The sequence below is a fragment of the Serratia proteamaculans genome, from assembly GCF_008830365.1.
GTDB lineage: Bacteria > Pseudomonadota > Gammaproteobacteria > Enterobacterales > Enterobacteriaceae > Serratia > Serratia proteamaculans.
This window is the reverse complement of the sequence record NZ_WBKI01000008.1, coordinates 101,160-120,864: the sequence shown is the minus strand read 5'-3', so window position 1 is coordinate 120,864 and position 19,705 is coordinate 101,160. Positions and strand designations below refer to the sequence as shown.

Here is a 19,705-nt window from a genome sequence, read left to right as displayed (position 1 = left end):
CAGACGCTATTCTTATGCCCGCCGCTTGGTGGCGGAGTCCATCCATACCGCCAGCAGCAAAATGGCGCCCTTAACGATGTACTGCCAGAAGGTCGGCACGTCCAGCATGCTCATGCCGTTATCCAGCGATGCCATGATGAACGCGCCCATCACCGCGCCGGCCACGCTGCCGATGCCGCCGGCCAGGCTGGTGCCGCCAATCACACAGGCGGCGATGGCGTCCAGCTCAGCAATATTGCCCGCCGAAGGTGACCCGGCCCCCAGACGTGAACTGAGGATCAGACCGGCAATCGCCACCATCAGGCCGTTGATGGCAAACACCGCCAGCTTGGTGCGTTCGACGTTGACACCCGACAGCCGCGCAGCGTCAATATTACCGCCGATGGCGTAGATCCGACGGCCGAAGGCGGTACGGGTGGCCATAAATATCCCCGCCAGCATCAGCGCGGTGAGGATCAGCACCGGCGTCGGCACCCCACGGTAATCGTTGAGTAAATAGATGGCACCGAGTACCAGCAGTGCCAAAATACTTTGCCGGGTGACATCACCGGTCGGTGTGGCCACGGGCAAACCGAGCTGGGCACGCCGACTGCGCCGCCGCCACTGCCAGGCAACAAACAGCATCAGCCCAACCGCACCGATGCCAAAACCCAGACCGTTCGGCAAATAGCTCTGGCCAATTTGCGACATCGCGCCGCTGGTCGGTGCCACGGTAGTGCCATTGGTAATGCCGATCAGGATGCCGCGAAAGGCCAACATCCCCGCCAGGGTAACGATAAACGACGGAACCTTGCGATAAGCCACCCACCAACCGTTCCAGGCCCCTAAAAGCAGACCGGCCAGCAGCGTCACCACGATGGTCAGCGGCAATGGCCAGCCAAGCCAAACGTCGAAAATCGCCGCCGCCCCACCTAACAACCCCATCATTGAACCGACCGATAGATCGATTTCTGCCGACACAATCACGAACACCATACCGACCGCCAGAATGCCGGTGATCGCCGTCTGGCGCAGCAGGTTGGAAATATTACGCGCGCTGAGATAAGCCCCCTCGGTGGTAAAGGTAAAGAACAGCATAATGACGACTATCGCCGCCAACATCACAAACACCTGCAAATTGATGGATTTTAGTTTCACTATGGGTCTTTTCTCCACCATTGCCGGCACGATCGCTTCAGACTGCGTGTTTTTCGACATCTGTTTCACTCCTCAATGCGGCTTCCATCACCTGTTCCTGGGTCAGTCCCCGGTTGATCAACGACGCCTTGATGCGCCCCTGGTGCATCACCAGGACACGATCGCTTAATCCCAGCACTTCCGGCAGTTCCGAAGACACCACGATCACCGCAATCCCCTGCTGTACCAGTTGATTGATTAACTTATAGATTTCATGTTTGGCGCCGATGTCGATACCGCGCGTCGGCTCATCCAATATCAGAATTTTCGGCTTTAGCAGCAGGCACTTGGCGAGAATAGCCTTCTGTTGATTACCACCGCTCAACCGGGCAATCGCCAGTTCAGGCGAGGAAGTTTTTACCTTAAGCTGTGCCAGCGACTGGCGAATGGTCGCCTGTTCCAAAGCATCATCGATCACCGTCAGCGCACCGCTAAAGTCGCTCAGCGCCGCCAACGTCATATTGGCCCCCACGCCCATCACCGGTACGATGCCATCACGCTTGCGGTCTTCCGGCACCATGGCGATGCCATATCGCATCGCCTGGCGGCAATTGTTGATCACGGCCGGCTGGCCATTGAGGGTAATGCTTCCCTGCCACCGGCCAGCGTAGACGCCGAACAGGCACTGCATGGTTTCGGTCCGTCCGGAGCCGACCAAGCCGGCCACACCGAGTATTTCGCCGCGTCTCAGGCTGAAAGAAACATCATCCACCCGCCGAACATGGCGATTCACCGGGTGCCAGGCGGTCAGGTTATCCACCTGCAGGATCACCTCACCGATATCATGCTGTTGCTGCGGATACAGCTCGGTTAACTCACGCCCGACCATCATGGCGATAATATCGTCCTCGCTCATTTCCGCCGCCGGGTGCGTGCCGATGTGCTTGCCGTCGCGGATCACGCAGATCAGATCCGAGATCGCCTTCACCTCATTCAGCTTGTGCGAAATGTAAATACAGGCGATGCCGTGATCGCGCAGATCCCCAATGATCGCCAGCAGCGTAGCGGTTTCACTTTCGGTCAACGACGCCGTCGGCTCATCCAGCACCAGCAGCCGCACCTGCTTGTTCAGCGCCTTGGCGATCTCCACTAGCTGCTGCTGGCCCAACCCCAGTTCGCCGATAGGGGTGTTAGGATCCACCTCCAACTTGACCTGCGCCAGCATCCGTCGACAGCGCAGGTACATGGCGTCGTAATCCATTACGCCGTATCGACACCATTCATTGCCGAGAAACATGTTTTCCAGCACCGTCATCTGCTTCACCAGCGCCAGCTCCTGATGGATGATGGCGATGCCTTTCTGCTCGGTGTCGCGAATGTTTTTTGCCGCTAATAAATTATCAGAGAAATAAATATCGCCCTGATAACTGCCGTGCGGATATATCCCGCACAGCACCTTCATCAGGGTGGATTTTCCCGAACCATTTTCACCACACAGCGATAACACCTGTCCGGCCTCTAATTTCAGGTTGACATTATCCACCGCCTTAACCACCCCGAATTGCATGGTGATATTTTTCATTTCTAATAGGCTGGGCATTATTCCCTCCGCATTACCGACTGTCGGAATTAATTAATGTCGGCTTTTTTGTGGAAGCCGTCGGCAATAATAGTGCTGTCGATATTCGATTTGTCTACCGGGATTGGCGTTAATAACCAGGACGGCACATCTTTGCTGCCGTTATTTAACGTGGCGTTGGCCTTCGGCTGTTCACCCTTGCCCAGTTGCACCGCGATGCCCGCCGCCTCGTCGGCCAGCTTGCTGATTGGCTTATACACCGTCATGGTCTGGGTACCGCCGACAATGCGCTTCACCGCCGCCAAATCGGCATCCTGACCGGAAATGGCCACCTTGCCCGCCAGGCCCTGAGCGGCCAGCGCCTGGATCGCGCCACCGGCGGTGGCGTCGTTGGAAGCCACTACCGCATCAATCTTGTTATTGTTGGCAGTCAGCGCATTTTCCATGATTTTTAATGCGTTTTCCGGCAACCATCCGTCGACCCACTGATCGCCCACTACCTTGATTTTTCCGCCGTCGATCAGCGGTTGCAGCACCTTCATTTGCCCCTGGCGGAACAGCTTGGCGTTGTTATCCACCGGCGAGCCGCCCATAAGGAAATAATTGCCCTGCGGCACCCGTTGCACCAGGCTTTGCGCCTGCAGTTCACCGACCTTTTCATTATCAAAGGAGATGTAAAAATCGATATCGGCGTTATTAATCATGCGATCGTAAGCCAGCACTTTAATGCCTTCCCGCTTGGCTTCGCTGATCACGTTGCTCAACACCTTGCCGTTGTAGGGAATAATCACCAGCACGTCGACGCCGCGGTTGATCATGTTTTCAATCTGCGCCATCTGGGTTTCTTCATTGCCGTTGGCCGACTGAACAAACACGTCTGCCCCCAGTGATTTGGCTTTACTGACAAAGATATCGCGATCTTTTTGCCAGCGCTCCAGGCGCAGGTCGTCGATCGCCATACCAATTTTGACTTCTTTGCTGAACGCTGGTTGGCTGGCCAGCGCCAGCAGTGCGCAGACCGAAAGGAACACAGGTTTGAATTTCATCTTATATACCTTTGTTATTTAACGGGTAGGGGCAATAATTGAAACGGGCCAGTAACTCAGCTTAGAGCGGATTGTTATCGGTTATTTAATATTCAGCAATTACTGATTTTTACCGGCCAATTATGATTTTTGGTTTAATGTTGTTTTTATGATGGCGGTCATGCTTTCAGGCTGAAAAGCAGCAGGTCGACAAATAAAAATGAATTAAGCCTTAAATAAACTGCGGTTAATAACAGATTATGAGATCTGTCGCACATTTAATAATTCTGTGAATTTAAGTGTGAAATAACGTAATTGAGCAGCCTGTCGCAAACTCCGAAGATAAAGGCATCCCGTAAACCGGGCATTGCTACCCAGGAGTCGATAATGCAATCTTATTTTGATCAGCTTGAGCAAGTGCGCTACGAAGGCCCCACCAGTAATAACCCGCTGGCCTTTCACCATTACAACCCGGATGAAATGGTGCTCGGCAAACGCATGGCGGAGCACCTGCGTTTTGCCGCCTGCTACTGGCATACTTTCTGCTGGAACGGCGCGGACATGTTCGGCGTCGGATCTTTCGATCGTCCCTGGCAGCAACCGGGCGATGCGCTGGCGCTGGCCAAACGCAAAGCCGACGTGGCGTTCGAGTTCTTCCACAAGCTGAACGTCCCCTACTACTGCTTCCATGACGTCGACGTTTCGCCGGAAGGCGCTTCGCTGAAAGAGTATCTGCATAACTTTGCGGTCATGACCGACGTACTGGAGGAAAAACAACACGGCAGCGGCGTAAAACTGCTGTGGGGCACCGCCAACTGCTTTACCCACCCACGTTATGGTGCCGGTGCTGCCACTAACCCCGATCCGGAAGTGTTCAGTTGGGCTGCCACTCAGGTGTTTACCGCCATGAATGCCACTCAACGCCTGGGCGGTGAAAACTACGTGCTGTGGGGCGGCCGCGAAGGCTATGAAACCTTGCTGAACACCGACCTGCGCCAGGAGCGTGAGCAAATTGGCCGTTTTATGCAGATGGTGGTGGAGCACAAACATAAAACCGGTTTCCAGGGCACCTTGCTGATTGAGCCCAAACCCCAGGAGCCGACCAAGCATCAATACGACTACGATGTCGCCACCGTTTACGGCTTCCTCAAGCAGTTCGGCCTGGAGAAAGAGATCAAGGTGAATATCGAAGCCAACCACGCCACGCTGGCGGGCCACTCGTTCCACCATGAGATCGCCACTGCCATTGCGCTCGGCATCTTTGGTTCCGTCGATGCCAACCGGGGCGACCCGCAGTTGGGTTGGGACACCGACCAGTTCCCGATCAGCGTAGAAGAAAACGCGCTGGTGATGTTCGAAATTCTCAAGGCCGGGGGCTTTACCACCGGCGGGCTGAACTTTGATGCCAAGGTACGCCGTCAAAGCACCGACAAATACGACCTGTTCTATGGCCATATTGGTGCCATGGACACCATGGCGCTGGCGCTGAAGGTAGCCGCGAAAATGGTGACTGACGGTCAGTTACACCAGCAGGTATCCAAACGCTATGCCGGCTGGAATGGTGAATTGGGCCAGCAAATTTTGCAGGGCAAACTGTCGCTCGAAGCTCTGGCGCAGTACGCTGAAGGACATGCACTGGCGCCACAGCACGTCAGCGGCCGCCAGGAGCAGCTTGAAAACCTGATGAACCGCTACCTGTTCGGCTAACTGACCCCGCGCGGCGCTCCGCCGCGCATTTAAGGATCCTTAACCATGTATATCGGCATCGACCTCGGCACCTCCGGCGTAAAAGTCATTTTGCTCAGTGAGCAGGGCCAACTGCTTGCCAGCCACGGTGAGTCGCTGCCCATTTCCCGCCCCCATCCCCTGTGGTCAGAGCAAGCGCCGCAGGACTGGTGGCACGCTACCGATCGCGCGATGCTGGCGCTGGGCAAACAGCACAGCCTGCAGCAGGTAAAAGCCATCGGCCTCAGCGGCCAGATGCACGGCGCCACGCTGTTGGACGCACGGCAACAGGTGTTGCGCCCGGCGATCCTGTGGAATGACGGCAGAAGCGCCGCGCAATGTATGGCGCTGGAACAGGCGGTGCCGCAATCACGGCAAATTACCGGCAACCTGATGATGCCGGGCTTCACCGCCCCTAAACTGTTGTGGGTGCAACAGCATGAACCCCAGTTGTTCGATCGCATTGATAAGGTGCTGTTGCCTAAAGATTATGTGCGCTGGTGCATCACCGGCGACTTCGCCAGCGACATGTCGGACGCCGCCGGCACTGGCTGGCTGAACGTGGCGCAACGTGACTGGAGCGACGAGATGCTGGCCGCCTGCGGCCTGACCCGCCGCCAGATGCCGCAACTGTTCGAGGGCAATCAGGTAACCGGCCAGACCCATACCGAACTGGCCCGCCGCTGGGGCATGTCGCCGGTACCGGTGGTGGCCGGTGGCGGCGATAATGCCGCCGGGGCGATCGGCGTGGGGCTGTATCAGGCCGGGCAGGCGATGCTGTCGCTCGGTACTTCGGGGGTGTATTTTGCAGTCAGCGACGGCTTTCTCAGCAACCCGGCCAGCGCGGTGCACAGCTTCTGCCATGCGCTGACTGACACCTGGCACCTGATGTCGGTGACGCTCAGCGCCGCCTCCTGTCTGGACTGGGTTTGCAAACTGACTAATGTCGAAGACGTCGCCACCCTGCTGCGTAACGTCGAACAGGCCCCACAGGCGGCGGCCCCGCTGTGGTTTTTGCCCTATCTGTCCGGCGAGCGAACGCCGCATAACAACCCGAACGCCAAGGGAGCATTCTGGGGGCTCACCCATCAACATGGTCCAAACGATCTGGCGCGTGCGGTGCTGGAAGGCGTCGGTTTCGCCCTGGCCGACGGAATGGACGTGCTGCACGCCAGCGGCCTGCAGCCCTCCAGCATCACTCTGATTGGCGGCGGCGCACGCAGTCCATTCTGGCGGCAAATGCTGGCGGACATCAGTGGCCAGCGGCTGGAATACCGTACCGGTGGCGACGTCGGTCCGGCGCTGGGGGCCGCGCGGCTGGCGCAGATCGCACTGAACCCGCAGCGCCCACTCGGCGAACTGCTACCTGAATTAACGCTGGAGCAGGTACATACCCCAGATGCCGAGCACCACCAAGAGTACGCTACGCTACGCAGCACCTTCCGCGAACTCTATACCCATCTGTTACCGCTGATGTAAAAACAGGGGTGGGGTAATACCCGCCCCCTTATTATTGCCAAATCGAATAGTCGCCAGTGGCAAATGTCACTGCCAACCCGTCGGCTCCTCTCCTAAATTGGTGGCTGTCTTTTGACACACCTCACCTCTGGATTAAGGAACTGAACGTGGAAAAAAATCAACAACAAAGCCGCAGAGCTTTCCTCAGCCAAACCGGCAAAATTACCACTGCCTGTGCGGTGATCGGCCTGACCGGTGGCGTGGCGCAGGCCGCCGTGCCGACGGGCAGCCCCTGTACACCGGAGACCCAACCCATGACCCTGACCGACAGTCACTACTGGCTGAGCGATGTGCGGCTGGAAGACGGTTTTGAGTACGATGGCGACACGGTGATAGGCACCCGCACCGCACTCTATCAGCTTGAAATCAAAGACGGAAAAATTGCCGCCATCCACCCGAAGGAGGCGGCGGTTCCCACTGGCGTGCCACGCTATCAGGCACAGGGCCAGTTGCTGCTGCCGGCATTTCGCGACATGCATATCCACCTGGATAAAACCTTTTACAGCGGCCCATGGCAGGCACCGCGTCCGCGCCAGGGCAAAACCATTATGGATATGATCGCGCTGGAACAGACGCTGATCCCCAAGCTGTTGCCTACCTCACAACAACGTGCAGAAAACCTGATCGCCCTGCTGCAATCCAAAGGCAGCACCGTGGCGCGTAGCCACTGCAATATCGATCCGGTCAGCGGGCTGAAAAGCCTGGAACACCTGCAGCGCGCGCTGGAAATTCACCAGGCCGATTTCAGCTGTGAAATCGTCGCCTTCCCACAGCACGGCCTGCTGCACTCTAAAGTTGACGGCTTAATGCGTGAAGCCATGCAGATGGGGGTGCAATACGTTGGCGGGCTGGATCCGACCAACGTCGACGGTGCGATGGAACAGTCACTGGACGCCATGTTCCAGATTGCGCTCGACACCGGCAAAGGCGTCGATATCCACCTGCATGAAACCAGCCCGGCCGGGGTGGCCGCCATCAACTACATGATTACCACCGTAGAAAAGAATCCTTCGCTGCGCGGTAAAGTCACCATCAGCCACGCATTTGCCCTGACCGCGCTGAACCCGAATGAGCTGGAAGAAACCGCCACCCGCCTGGCCGCGCAGCAAATCACCATCGCCTCCACGGTGCCGATTGGCGGGCTGATGATGCCGCTGCCACAGCTCAGTGAGAAAGGGGTATTTGTGATGACCGGAACCGACAGCGTGATCGACCACTGGTCCCCATTCGGCACTGGCGACATTCTGGAAAAAGCCAACCTTTACGCCCAACTTTACCGGGGTTCTGACGAGTTTCATCTGTCACGCGCCATGGCTATTTCCACCGGCGGCGTGCTGCCGCTGAACGACAAAGGCCAACGAGTGTGGCCCAAAGCCGGTGACAGCGCAGAGTTCGTGCTGATCAACGCCAGTTGCTCCGCCGAAGCGGTAGCCCGCCTACCGACTCGCCGCGTCACCTTCCATCAAGGGCGGCTGGTCGCCGGCCAGATCGGCAAAGCCTGATGCTGGTCCGCTGACGCCACCATGATGGCCGTTTTTGGCCTTCTTCTCTGCAGGATAACGGCGCAGTATGGCGTTATACCTAATTGGCGGAGGGCCGAAAATGTCACAGAGCGCGTTATTGATCATCGATGTTCAGCAATCATTCCAACATCGTCCATTCTGGCAAGAGGAGGAGCTACCGGCTTTCCAACAGGCGCTGACGCGGTTGATCGCAGGCTGTCAGCAGCAAGGCGTGCCGCTGGTTGACGTATTCCACGTGTCGCCAGAGGGACCCTTTTCGTTGGCGTCCGGCTGGGTAAAGCGCCTGCCATTCCTCGACCATCAGGCCGATGTCACCGTGCACAAACAGGTGCACAACGCACTGACCGAGTCCGGCCTGGATGCCTGGCTGCTTGAGCGACATATCAAGCATTTGATTATCTGCGGCATCCGTACCGAGCAGTGCTGTGAAACCACCACCCGGGTAGCGGCCGATCTCGGCTATCAGGTCACCTTTGTCACCGAAGCCACGTTGACCTTCCCGATGCAACACCCCGACGGACAAGTCTTTACCACCGAACAGCTCAAGCGGCATACTGAGACGGTGCTGGTCGATCGCTTCGCCCGCATCGCCAGCGTGGATGAGGCACTGGCGCAACTCTCACAGGAGTAATCATGCCGCAGGCCGTCTACTTTCTGATGCTACCCCAGGTGCTGTCGCTGGACGTCAGCGGCCCGGCGGAAACTCTGCGCCTGGCCGGGCTGTTCAGCCTGCGATACATCAGCCCACTGCAGCAGGTCACCTGTTCGATCGGCATGACGTTGAGTCAGCTACAGCCGCTGCCTGACCGGCTGGAAAACGGCGCTATTCTGGTGGTACCGGGCGTCAGTGATTCGCAGCATTTCTTCGCCACTGCGCCAGCCCAACAGGCCCGCCGCTGGCTGGCTGCGCTGCAACCCGAGCTGCAACAGCAAAGTATCACATTGGTCTGCGTCTGTTCCGGCGCCCTGCTGGCGGCGCAGGCCGGTTTGCTCGACGGCTACCAATGCACCACCCATCACGACGTGATCGATCGCCTGCGCCAGCAGGCCCCGGCAGCGCAGGTGAAAGAAAATCGCATCTTTGTTGAAGACCGCGGCGTTTACACCAGCGCGGGGATCACCGCCGGTATCGATCTGGCTCTACACCTGATTAACCGCCAGTGTGGCGCTACCCGGGCGATGGAGATTGCCCGGGAAATGGTGGTGTATTTTCGCCGTTCCGGCGACGACCCGCAGCTTTCACCCTGGCTGCGCTACCGTAACCATCTACACCCGGCGGTGCACCGTGCGCAAGACGTGATGGCCGCCGAACCGGAAGCAGAATGGTCGGTGCCGCAGGTGGCGGAAAAGGCCCACGTCAGTAGCCGTCATCTGGCACGATTATTCCGTAGCCATATCGGTATCAGCGTGCGCGAGTATCATGAGCAGCTACGGCTGGCAGTAGCGCAGCAGCGCCTGCAGCAAGGCTATGGGCTGGAGAAAGCGGCCTTGGCTGCGGGGTTCTCCTCCGGCCGCCAACTGAGGCGCGCCCAACAGCGCGGTTTAGCCGAGCTATGACACCAGCCGTCGAGGGTCTATTTTCTGCAGCCCTATCGACAACAGCAGGCTGAGTGCCAACGCCGCCCCGAACACCCAGAAGATATCCAGCAATGGATGAGCCGTCAGTTCCAGGTGCCGGTTACGCATAAAGTTAACGATAATGGCGTGAAAACCGTAGATCGCCAGCGAATGGCGGGAAAAAACGCCCAACCAGCCAATCGGCTCCGGCAGACAGTTTTTAAACCAGATCAGCAGTGATACCGCCGCGATAAACACCAGCGGGCCGCAGTAGATGTAGTAGGTATCGGCGAAATTACCGTTAATAAACATCTGGCTTTTGGTGCCGTGAATAATCAACGCCACGCTAAACACAAAACCTGACGCCGCCAGCCAACTGATGCCACGTCCCTGGGTGTCCATCATGCCAATCGCCCGGCCGGCCAACGCATACAGCAGGTAATAGAAAGTGTCTCCATAGATATACAGATTCACCGGCAGCAGGTGCGCATTGCCCAGGGCCAGCGGGCTGGTATTGGGGTTGGCGATCACCGCCAGGATCACCAGTACAGCGGCCAGATAGCGGCGCGATACCGGTTTGACGTTGATCAGCGGCGACAGCAAATAAATGACCGCGATCGCATAGAAGAACCACAGGTGATAGAACACCGGTTTCAGCAACATGCCACGCAGCGACGGCCAGAAGCCAATCTTGGTGAACGTTGCAATATAGATCAGCGCGATGGCGCTGTAGAACAAGATACAGCAGCCAATGCGGATGAAATGTTTCTTACCGGCGCTTTTCTCACCGAAAAACAGATAACCGGAAATCATGAAAAATAACGGCACCGAGACGCGCGACATCGAATTCAACAGGTTGGCGATATCCCAGTTGTGTTCCCCCACCGCCACCCCGCTGGTGACGTAATAGGTGGTCGCGTGGATCATCACCACCATCATGCACGCCACCGCGCGCAAGTTATCTATCCAGCCAATTTTATTACTCAAAAGGTCGCCCGCAATATTGTCATCTTCGTCTGTTAAAAGGAGGTTAACCAGCGAAAGTGTGGGTGGCAACCCTGACGGGTAATATCAGAATGTGCTGAAACGACACCTTATGATTGCCAAGGTGAACAATTGGCGGCAAAATAGCCGCCACAACTCGCTCAGATAGCGCTTCCCGCCCTGACAGTTCCTTATTTCTTCTTTACTTTCAGTACGATAAATATGAAAACAACATTACCACCTGCGACTCGCTTGGGTCGACAGGCGCTTTTATTCCCTCTGTGTCTGGTGCTGTTCGAATTCGCCACCTATATCGCCAACGATATGATCCAGCCTGGCATGCTGGCGGTGGTGGCCGATTTCAACGCCGGTGAAGAGTGGGTGCCCACCTCCATGACCGCCTATCTGGCCGGCGGTATTTTCCTGCAATGGCTGCTGGGGCCGTTGTCGGATCGCCGTGGCCGTCGCCCGGTGATGCTGGCTGGCGTGGCGTTCTTTATCGTCGCCTGCCTGGCGATTTTGCTGGTGACCAGCATTGAACAGTTTATCTTTATGCGTTTCCTGCAGGGGATTGGCCTGTGCTTTATCGGTGCGGTGGGCTACGCCACGATACAGGAATCCTTTGAGGAATCGGTGTGCATAAAAATCACCGCGCTGATGGCCAACGTGGCACTGATCGCCCCGCTGCTCGGGCCGCTGGCCGGTGCAGCACTGATCCACGTCGCGCCATGGCAAAGCATGTTCGTGCTGTTTGCGGCGCTGGCGGCCTTTGCCTTCTACGGCCTGTGGAAAGCGATGCCGGAAACCGCGTCGCTGCAGGGTGAGAAACTCTCGGCCGCCAACCTGTGGCGTGACTATCGCCAGGTGCTGTCCAACCGTCGCTTTGTCTGCGGTGCGTTGGCCATTGGCTTCGCCAGCCTGCCGCTGCTGGCCTGGATTGCCCAATCACCGGTGATCCTGATCAGTGGCGAGTCGCTGTCGACGCTGGATTACGGCCTGTTGCAAATTCCGGTGTTCGGTGCGCTGATCCTCGGCAACCTGACGCTGGCGCGGATGACCGGCAAGAACAGCGTCCAACGGTTGATCAAACTGGGCGCAGGGCCAATGATGCTGGGGCTGCTGATCGCGGCGCTGGCCACTCTGTTCTCAACTCACGCCTATCTGTGGATGACTGCGGGCCTGAGTCTGTACGCTTACGGTATCGGGCTGGCCAACGCCGGGCTGTACCGCCTGACGCTGTTCTCAAGCAATGTCAGCAAAGGCACGGTTTCCGCCACCATGGGCATGCTGAGCATGATGGTATTCACTGTCGGAATTGAGATGGCGAAAGTGGCCTACGTCTGGGGCGGCAGCGGGTTGTTCAATCTGTTCAACCTGATTAGCGGCCTGTGCTGGCTGGCGCTGGTGGCGCTGTTCCTCAGCAAACGCCGCAGCGGCGACGCAACGCCGACGCCTAACGCTGCACTGTAATCCAAGCGGGGCAATTGCCCCGCTTACCCACCAAAAAGACCGCTATCGCGCAGCAGGTGCTGGTTACCTTTGCGGCGGGTGAAACCGCTGCGGTCAAAAAACTCCAATACCTGGATCGCCAGCTTGCGGCCCACACCGAGCCGATCGCGAAAATCGGCGGCGTTGGCACTGCCTTGCTCCACATCCAGCTCACGGATCAGCGCGGCGAACTGTTCTATGCGTCGGCTTAGGTAGTAACGATCCACCACTACAGCCGTGACATACCCCAACTGCGCCGCTTTACGCAACGTCGCCCGCACCAGGGCCTCATCCTCGCCCAATTCGGTCGCCAGATCGCGCACCCACCAAGCCTCGTCGCCGAACAATGGCTCGATACGCACCCACAGAGCCAGCTCTTCAGCACTGAACGCCAGACCGTGCTCCGGCAGGTGCAACCAGCCCCGCGTATTGTGTATAAACCCCTCGGCCAGCAGCCGATCGATCATCATAAATACCAGCGGTTCAGCAAGCTGAGGCAAGGCCATACGCCGCAGGCGTGCCCGCCCCAGACCGAGTTGATCGGCGTGCTGCTGATGATACTCGGCCAATACCTGTAATAGACGCTGTTGGCCCTGCTGGGCATTCACCTGCGCCAGCGCCATATTGCCGCTAATCAGCAACTCACAGCCCGCCAACAGCGACGCCAGCTCGCCTTCGGTCAGTTGCCGTGCCCAGGAAAAAGCGGCCAGATCCAGTGCGCCGTTAGGCAGATGCAACGCCAGCGCCTGTCGGTCGTCGTCAGCCTGTGCCAGTGCTGCCAGCCAGGCCAGATACTCAGGTTGGCGCTTGCCACGCTTCGGCGTCGTCAAACTCAGCACCCTGGCTCCCCCCAGCGTTTGGCGTGCGCCAATATCTCGCAGCACCAGCCGATCGTTTTCCGCTAACCACAACGGGCGATCAAGGATCAGCTCAGCCAAGCCTTCATTCAACAGCGAAATTCGCCCGGTGATATGACTGGCGGCATGATGCAAATGCAGTGGCTGCCAGTGCCGTATCGGCTGATCGGCATCCAGTGCGACCAGAATGCGTTCGGCAGCGGCCAGCGGCTTTTGTGCCAGCAGCCAGTCACCGCGTACCACCTGTTCCTTGCTGACGTCACCACTGATATTCAGCGCGATACGCTGCCCGGCCTGCGCTTGCTCAACCGGCTGATTTTGAGCGTGTAAACCTCGTACCCGCACCGGGGCATCGACACCGGTCAGCCACAGTGAGTCACCCACCGCCACCTGCCCACCCAGCGCAGTACCTGTCACCACCAGACCCGCACCCTTCACGCTGAACGCGCGATCCACCGCCAGACGGAAGCGACGGGTTAACGCATGTTTGTCTGGCTGCAACGCCAACAGGTGCGCACGCAGTGCATCAATGCCCCGCGCCTGTAGCGCAGCAGTGACGAACATTGGCACCTGATACCAACCCTGGCGGGCCAGTTCTTCGCCAAGCTGCCGCCGTACCTCATTAATACGCGCCTCATCCACCCGATCGGCCTTGGTCAGCGCCACCGTCAATGCCGGGCGGCCGCTCAAGCGCAAGATCGCCAGGTGCTCGCGGGTTTGCGCCATCACACCGTCGTCGCAGGCCACCACCAGCAGCGCATGGTCAATGCCGCCAACGCCCGCCAGCATATTGGCGAGGAATTTTTCATGGCCAGGCACATCGATAAAGCCCAGCACCCGACCATCGGGCTGCGGCCAGTAGGCGTAGCCCAGATCTATGGTCATGCCCCGACGTTTTTCTTCCGGCAGGCGATCGGCATTGATCCCGGAGATCGCCTGCAGCAAGGTGGTCTTGCCATGGTCGACATGGCCTGCGGTAGCAATAATCATGCGCTCAATACCTCAATCAACGCCTCTTCCTGCTCCAGGCAGCGCAGATCGAGCCACAGCCTGCCGTCGTTAATTCGGCCAATCACCGGCTGCGGCAGACGGCGCCAGCGTTCCGCCAGTGCCTCCAGCGTCGCGCCGCGGCCGTCCTGCGGCGTAAAGGTCAATGCATAGCTCGGCAACCGATCCACCGGCAACGAGCCGCTGCCAATCTGCGACCAGCAGGGCTCGGCACGCAGTTGGAAATGCCCGGCAAATTGTGGCGTCAGCACCTGTAACAGATGTTCGGCAGCCTGCTGCATCGCCTGCTGTGGGCGAGTCAGCAATCGCAGCGTCGGCAGTTGTTGTGCCAGCAGCTCGGGTTGCTGATAGAGCCGCAAGGTAGCCTCCAGCGCTGCCAGCGTCAGCTTGCCAACGCGCAGCGCACGCTTCAAAGGATGCTGCTGCAGTCGGGCAATCAGCGCCTTTTTACCGACGATGATACCGGCCTGCGGGCCGCCCAACAGTTTGTCACCGGAGAAGGTCACCAGATCAACCCCGGCGGCCAGCAACCGCTGCGGCATAGGTTCGGCCGGCAGGCCGTACTGCGCCATATCAATCAGTGAGCCGCTGCCCAGATCGGTGGCGGTCGGCAGGCCGTGCTCTGCACCGAGCTGCGCCAGTTCGGCTTCGTCCACCGCGGCGGTAAAGCCCTGAATGCTGTAGTTGCTGGTATGCACCTTCATCAGCAACCCGGTCTGGTCGTTAATGGCGTTACGGTAGTCTTTCAGGTGGGTGCGGTTGGTGGTGCCCACCTCCACCAACTGGCAGCCTGCCTGACGCATCACGTCAGGTATGCGAAATGCACCGCCAATTTCCACCAGTTCACCGCGCGACACCACCACTTGCTTGCCGGGTGCGATTGCCGCCAGCATCAGCAGCACCGCTGCCGCATTGTTATTGACGATGCAGGCGTCTTCCGCGCCGGTCAACTGACACAATAAATCCGCGATGGCGCGATCGCGATGCCCACGCCCGGCGCCATCCAGATCGTATTCCAGCGTCACCGGCTCTCCCATTGAGCGCGTCACTGCCTCAATCGCCGGTTGCGCCAGCAGGGCACGGCCCAAATTGGTGTGCAGCACGGTACCGCTCAGGTTGAATACCGGTGCCAACGCCGTGCGCTGCCGTTGTGCCAGCGCTGCGCCAAGCGCCTGCGGCCAATCGGCGCACCAGTCGGGCAGCCGTTGATGCTGTTTAATGGTTTCACGCGCCTGCAGTTGCAGTTGGCGCAGCAGGTCGCTAATCAGCGTCTGGCCATGTTGTTCCACCCGCGGTTCAATAGCGGGATCGCGCAGCAGGCGGTCAATTGCGGGTAACTGGCTGTAAAGATACTGGGATTCAGTGCTCATGGTCGCTCGGTTTTAATGTAGTGGTCTCGGCATAAAGCAAAACCCCGCTGCAGCGGGGTGAGGGAGATCAGGGGGGCGAGGTGCGGGCAAAGCTTTCGCGGGCAAACAGCCGTTCGGCCAGCTTGATCAACGCCGGTCGCTCAACACACCAGTTAGGCATGATGCGACGGAAATTAAGGTAACCCAGCGCACAGCCGGTGGCGATATCGGCCAGCGTTAGCGTGTCGGTGTTCAGCAGCGTTTTTTCTTGCGCCAGCTTTTCCAGCGCGTCCAGTCCGTGCGTCAGCTTGGCGCGCTGGCGCAGGATCCAGTTTTCGTCCTGCTTTTCCGGCGCCCGCTTGCTCTCGCGAAACAGCGTGGCAGCGGCCTCGGTCACGCCATCCGCCAGGGTTTCCACCTGACGGATGCGCAGCGCTGCCGCGCGATCGGCGGGCAAAAACGCCGGGGCCACCGACAGCAGTTCGAGGTATTCGGCGATCACCCGCGAGTCGTAAAAGACGGCGCCGTCTTCGGCCACCAGCACCGGGACCTTGGCGAGCGGATTCAGCTCCACCACCCGACTGCCCGGCTCATACGGCGGATCGTTAACGAATTCGAACGCGATCCCTTTTTCTAACAACATCACGGAAATCTTGCGGACAAAAGGGCTGGTGTAACTGCCAATAAGCTTCATCAGTCTTCCCCTCGGTTTGCAAACCACAGCGGTGTTATTTCACCGCCAGCGTGTCGATAACCTGCTGAACCAGCGCCTGATGCGCCTCCGGCGTTTTGGCCGGCGACAACATTTGCAGCGTCACCACCCGCTTGTTGAGCACCGTCAGCATGATGGTAGACACCACCTTCTGCCCGTTAATGCTCTGCTCTGTATCCACCCGGCGGAATTTCTGCTTACCGACGGTGAAGTTCTCTTCTTTGGTGGTCTGGATATTTTGATAACGGTCGGCCAGCTCGGTGATGATGCTCTGCGTCAGATCTTTGAGCATTTTATCGCTGCTGTTGAGCTTCATATCGTCCGGTGGGATCACTTCGGAAGAAACGGTGCTCTGACGCGATTTGCCGTCCAGGAAGCGCTGAATGGTGGATTTGCTGTCGTTGATGATGCCGCTGTTCTCGGTCTGATCGCTAAAGCCCGACGGTAACTCAAAGGTAATCTTGCCCTTTTGCATCGAGACTTTCAGGCCCGGAGGGGGCGCGGGGGGCGTCTCCACCACCGGCGGTGGCGGTACAGGTTGAGTGACGGTCGGTTTGGTATCCGGCTTCGGCACTTCCGGCTTGGTGTCGTCCTTGTTGTCGCAGGCCGCCAGCCCAAGGGTCAAAACTGCAACCGCCGTCAATTTCGCAATGGTCTTCAACATCGTCAATCCCTTTCCTTTCGCTTCGCGCGTCATAGCGTAAACGTAGCAACTCGCCCGGGCGAAAGCCAGAAGCCCAATCCGAAATTAATCATCCGGTAAATGCTAAGGGCCGAATACATTCAGCCCAATATGTCAGAGATTACGACCCCGGGAACAGGAACGGGTTGATGCTGCTGCGGGCAAAGCCTTCATCTTCCATTTTGGCGTCGAGCACCAGCGTGGCCAAATCGTCGGCAACCGCTTCAACCTGCGGGTCTTTTTCCTGATACAAAATCTTCAGGTAAGTGCCGCAGTCACCGCAGCTTTCCGCCTTCACCGCCGCCAGTTCGCTGTCCAGCGACCAATAGTTGAGATCGCGCGTTTGCTCACAGTTACTACATTTGATCCGCACCACGTGCCATTCGCTTTCGCACAGGTTGCAGTGCAAATAACGCAGGCCGCTGACGGTACCGATATGCACCACGCTGGACACCGGAATGCTACCGCATACCGGGCAGAACTGGCGGTGTTCGCCATATTCCGCACGCGCTTTGCCAGGGATTTGCCCGGCCATCTGCGCCCAGTAGAGCGACAACGCAGCCCAGATAAACGGCGCTTTCTCGCTGCCAATTTTGCCGAAGTCCTGGTTAAGCAAGGCATCGGCCAGCAGTTCCAGTTCGTGCGACGAGGCCTTTTCCAGGTTATCCAGCACCGCCAGAATGTGTTCCGGCGCCTGCGGGCGCAACTCGGCAATCAGCGAAGCCAGCAGCTTGTGCCAGTGTTCACTACGCGGGTAGATGCTCAGATCCAGCGGCGGTTTGCCGCTGGCGGCACTCTGCTGCAGCGCGTCGGTCAAATCCAACGTCAGCGGGTTGTCGTGCAGCGCATGATGTTGCGCCTCGGCCAGTTGGGCGGCGAAGTTCAGGTAGTCGCCCAGCGGGTTGTCGGTCGCCAGCTTGCGCAGGCGTTCAGCACGGCGGCTGTAAAGGCTTTTCAGATTCGCGAAAAGTAACGGCGGGATGGTTTCCGCCGTTGTGGACTTCTCACGCTGTGCCCCTAGTTGCTCTTTAGGAACAATGCGGATGCTCATCAGGGTTTGTCTTCCTGTTGTTTCTCGCGGACCTCTCGGTACCAACGCGGATGATGTTTTTTAGCCCAGGCCGCCGGCACCCAGCCTTCCACCATGGCGGTAATGGTGCCTTTTACCCACAGCGCGGCGTAAATGTGCACCATAATCACGATGATCAACCCCACCGCAGCCAGCGAATGCACCAGCAGCGCGATGCGGATCAGCGGTATCGGGAAAGATGGCGCAAAGTACGGCCGCCAGATCACAACACCGCTGGCCAGCAGCAGCACCAGGCTAATGATTGCCGCCCAGAATACGCACTTCTGTCCGAAATTATAACGCCCGGTGTCACCCACTTCCTCGTTCATGACGATTTTTTGGATGTTTTTGGCCCAGACGATGTCTTCGCGGTTAATCAGATTATGCTTCCAGTAGCGCAGGAACATCAGCAGGAAGGCCGCAAACATAATCACCCCAACGAAGGGGTGCAGAATGCGCGCCAACTGCGGCGTGCCGAAAATGTTCATCAGCCAGTTGAAGGAGGGGAAAAAGAACCCCAGCCCGCTGATGGCGGCGAACACAAAGCAGAACGCCACAATCCAGTGGTTAATCCGCTCCGGCGCGCTGTAGCGCTGAATACGCTTTTCCTTCCTCATTTGCGCGTCTCCTCATCGTGCAGTTCGTCGTTGCCTTCCTCTTCGACGCGGTTTGGACCGACGCCGACATAGTGGAACACACTCGCTGCAAAGGTGGCGGCAAAGCCGATGGCCGCCAGGGGTTTCCACACGCCTTTCCAGAACGTGATCGCCGGGCTGATGGTCGGGTTATCCGGTAAACCGTGATACAGCTGCGGTTTGTCGGCATGGTGCAGCACATACATCACATGGGTGCCACCCACGCCCGCCGGATCGTACAGACCGGCGTTCTGATAACCACGGGTATTCAGCTCGCTGACGCGCTCGGCGGCAATCTCCTTCATGGCGTCCTTGGTGCCAAAATGGATAGCGCCGGTCGGGCAGGTCTTCACACAGGCCGGTTCCTGGCCGACATCAACGCGATCGACACACAGGGTGCACTTGTACACCCGGTTGTCGTCCTTGTTCATGCGCGGCACATCGAACGGGCAACCGGCGATGCAGTAACCGCAACCGATGCAGTGCTCGGACTGGAAGTCGACGATGCCGTTGGCGTACTGGATGATGGCCCCTTCCGACGGGCAGGCCTTCAGGCAGCCCGGATCGGCGCAGTGCATGCAGCCGTCCTTGCGGATCAGCCACTCCAGCTTGCCGTTTTCCTCCACTTCGGAGAAGCGCATCACCGTCCACGACTTGGCGGTCAGATCGGCGGGGTTATCATACACCCCGACGTTATGCCCGATTTCATCGCGGATGTCGTTCCATTCGGAACAGGCCACCTGACAGGCCTTGCAGCCGATACAGGTGGTGACATCGATCAGTTTGGCCACTTCCTCCTGGTGGTCACGGGCGCGAGGCGCCGGCGTGAAGCCATTGGTGGCGGATTTACGAATGATGTCCTGAGATTGCATTGCCAT

17 protein-coding genes are annotated in these 19,705 nt (G+C 58.4%); 6 read left to right on the top strand and 11 right to left on the bottom strand.

All coding sequences use genetic code 11. The features are described 5' to 3' along the window. Positions 1-12 precede the first annotated feature (12 nt). The 3 genes from xylH to xylF are packed head-to-tail and all read right to left on the bottom strand — an operon-like array spanning position 13 to position 3,741. Positions 13-1,197, bottom strand: a complete 1,185-nt coding sequence (xylH, locus tag F8R23_RS21590) for a xylose ABC transporter permease XylH (protein WP_129936232.1) — start codon at positions 1,195-1,197, stop codon at positions 13-15. Beyond that, positions 1,175-2,716, bottom strand: a complete 1,542-nt coding sequence (locus F8R23_RS21585; RefSeq protein WP_151415982.1) for a xylose ABC transporter ATP-binding protein — start codon at positions 2,714-2,716, stop codon at positions 1,175-1,177. The genes xylH and F8R23_RS21585 overlap by 23 nt, the downstream gene beginning before the upstream one ends. A gap of 29 nt (positions 2,717-2,745) precedes the next feature. Beyond that, entirely contained in the window at positions 2,746-3,741 is a 996-nt protein-coding gene (gene xylF, locus F8R23_RS21580; protein ID WP_129936230.1) for a D-xylose ABC transporter substrate-binding protein, read from the bottom strand. 366 nt (positions 3,742-4,107) lie between these two features. On the opposite strand from xylF, the gene xylA reads away from it, so the two are divergent. From xylA to F8R23_RS21555, 5 genes are all read left to right on the top strand, one after another. Next, positions 4,108-5,427 (top strand): xylose isomerase, encoded by a 1,320-nt coding sequence (gene xylA, locus F8R23_RS21575; RefSeq protein WP_112349425.1) that lies wholly within the window; start codon positions 4,108-4,110, stop codon positions 5,425-5,427. Positions 5,428-5,472: 45 nt separating this feature from the next. Then, positions 5,473-6,924, top strand: a complete 1,452-nt coding sequence (gene xylB / locus F8R23_RS21570) for a xylulokinase (RefSeq protein ID WP_151415981.1) — start codon at positions 5,473-5,475, stop codon at positions 6,922-6,924. 146 nt (positions 6,925-7,070) lie between these two features. Next, a complete protein-coding gene (locus tag F8R23_RS21565) occupies positions 7,071-8,465 on the top strand; it encodes an amidohydrolase family protein (protein ID WP_112349427.1) in 1,395 nt (464 codons plus the stop codon). Positions 8,466-8,565: 100 nt separating this feature from the next. Continuing rightward, entirely contained in the window at positions 8,566-9,117 is a 552-nt protein-coding gene (locus F8R23_RS21560; RefSeq protein WP_129936228.1) for a cysteine hydrolase family protein, read from the top strand. Positions 9,118-9,119: 2 nt separating this feature from the next. Then, complete coding sequence (locus tag F8R23_RS21555; RefSeq protein WP_151415980.1) at positions 9,120-10,043, top strand: GlxA family transcriptional regulator; 924 nt, start codon at positions 9,120-9,122, stop codon at positions 10,041-10,043. Here the strand turns inward: F8R23_RS21555 and F8R23_RS21550 are convergent. Further along, positions 10,038-11,030: an acyltransferase gene (locus F8R23_RS21550; protein ID WP_129936226.1), complete on the bottom strand. Its 993-nt coding sequence runs from the start codon at positions 11,028-11,030 to the stop codon at positions 10,038-10,040. The genes F8R23_RS21555 and F8R23_RS21550 overlap by 6 nt on opposite strands. 219 nt (positions 11,031-11,249) lie before the next feature. On the opposite strand from F8R23_RS21550, the gene F8R23_RS21545 reads away from it, so the two are divergent. Beyond that, positions 11,250-12,497: an MFS transporter gene (locus tag F8R23_RS21545; RefSeq protein WP_151415979.1), complete on the top strand. Its 1,248-nt coding sequence runs from the start codon at positions 11,250-11,252 to the stop codon at positions 12,495-12,497. A 23-nt stretch (positions 12,498-12,520) separates the two neighbouring features. On the opposite strand, the gene selB is transcribed toward F8R23_RS21545, so the two are convergent. The 7 genes from selB to fdxH form a co-directional block, all read right to left on the bottom strand. Next, complete coding sequence (selB, locus tag F8R23_RS21540; RefSeq protein WP_151415978.1) at positions 12,521-14,362, bottom strand: selenocysteine-specific translation elongation factor; 1,842 nt, start codon at positions 14,360-14,362, stop codon at positions 12,521-12,523. Beyond that, positions 14,359-15,750: an L-seryl-tRNA(Sec) selenium transferase gene (gene selA / locus F8R23_RS21535; RefSeq protein ID WP_129937753.1), complete on the bottom strand. Its 1,392-nt coding sequence runs from the start codon at positions 15,748-15,750 to the stop codon at positions 14,359-14,361. The genes selB and selA overlap by 4 nt, the downstream gene beginning before the upstream one ends. A gap of 67 nt (positions 15,751-15,817) precedes the next feature. Next, positions 15,818-16,423, bottom strand: a complete 606-nt coding sequence (locus tag F8R23_RS21530) for a glutathione S-transferase (RefSeq protein WP_151415977.1) — start codon at positions 16,421-16,423, stop codon at positions 15,818-15,820. 34 nt (positions 16,424-16,457) lie between these two features. After that, positions 16,458-17,105, bottom strand: coding sequence for a DcrB/PsbP domain-containing protein (locus tag F8R23_RS21525; RefSeq protein ID WP_129936221.1), 648 nt, complete (start codon positions 17,103-17,105; stop codon positions 16,458-16,460). 139 nt (positions 17,106-17,244) lie between these two features. Next, the gene (gene fdhE, locus F8R23_RS21520; RefSeq protein ID WP_129936220.1) at positions 17,245-18,174 is read right to left on the bottom strand and encodes a formate dehydrogenase accessory protein FdhE; all 930 of its coding nucleotides are present in this window, start codon (positions 18,172-18,174) and stop codon (positions 17,245-17,247) included. Further along, positions 18,174-18,809 carry a formate dehydrogenase cytochrome b556 subunit gene (fdoI, locus tag F8R23_RS21515; protein ID WP_085115214.1) on the bottom strand — a complete coding sequence of 212 codons (636 nt, stop codon included), beginning with the start codon at positions 18,807-18,809 and terminating at the stop codon, positions 18,174-18,176. The genes fdhE and fdoI overlap by 1 nt, the downstream gene beginning before the upstream one ends. Continuing rightward, complete coding sequence (gene fdxH, locus F8R23_RS21510; RefSeq protein WP_129936219.1) at positions 18,806-19,705, bottom strand: formate dehydrogenase subunit beta; 900 nt, start codon at positions 19,703-19,705, stop codon at positions 18,806-18,808. Before fdxH ends, fdoI begins: the two co-directional genes overlap by 4 nt.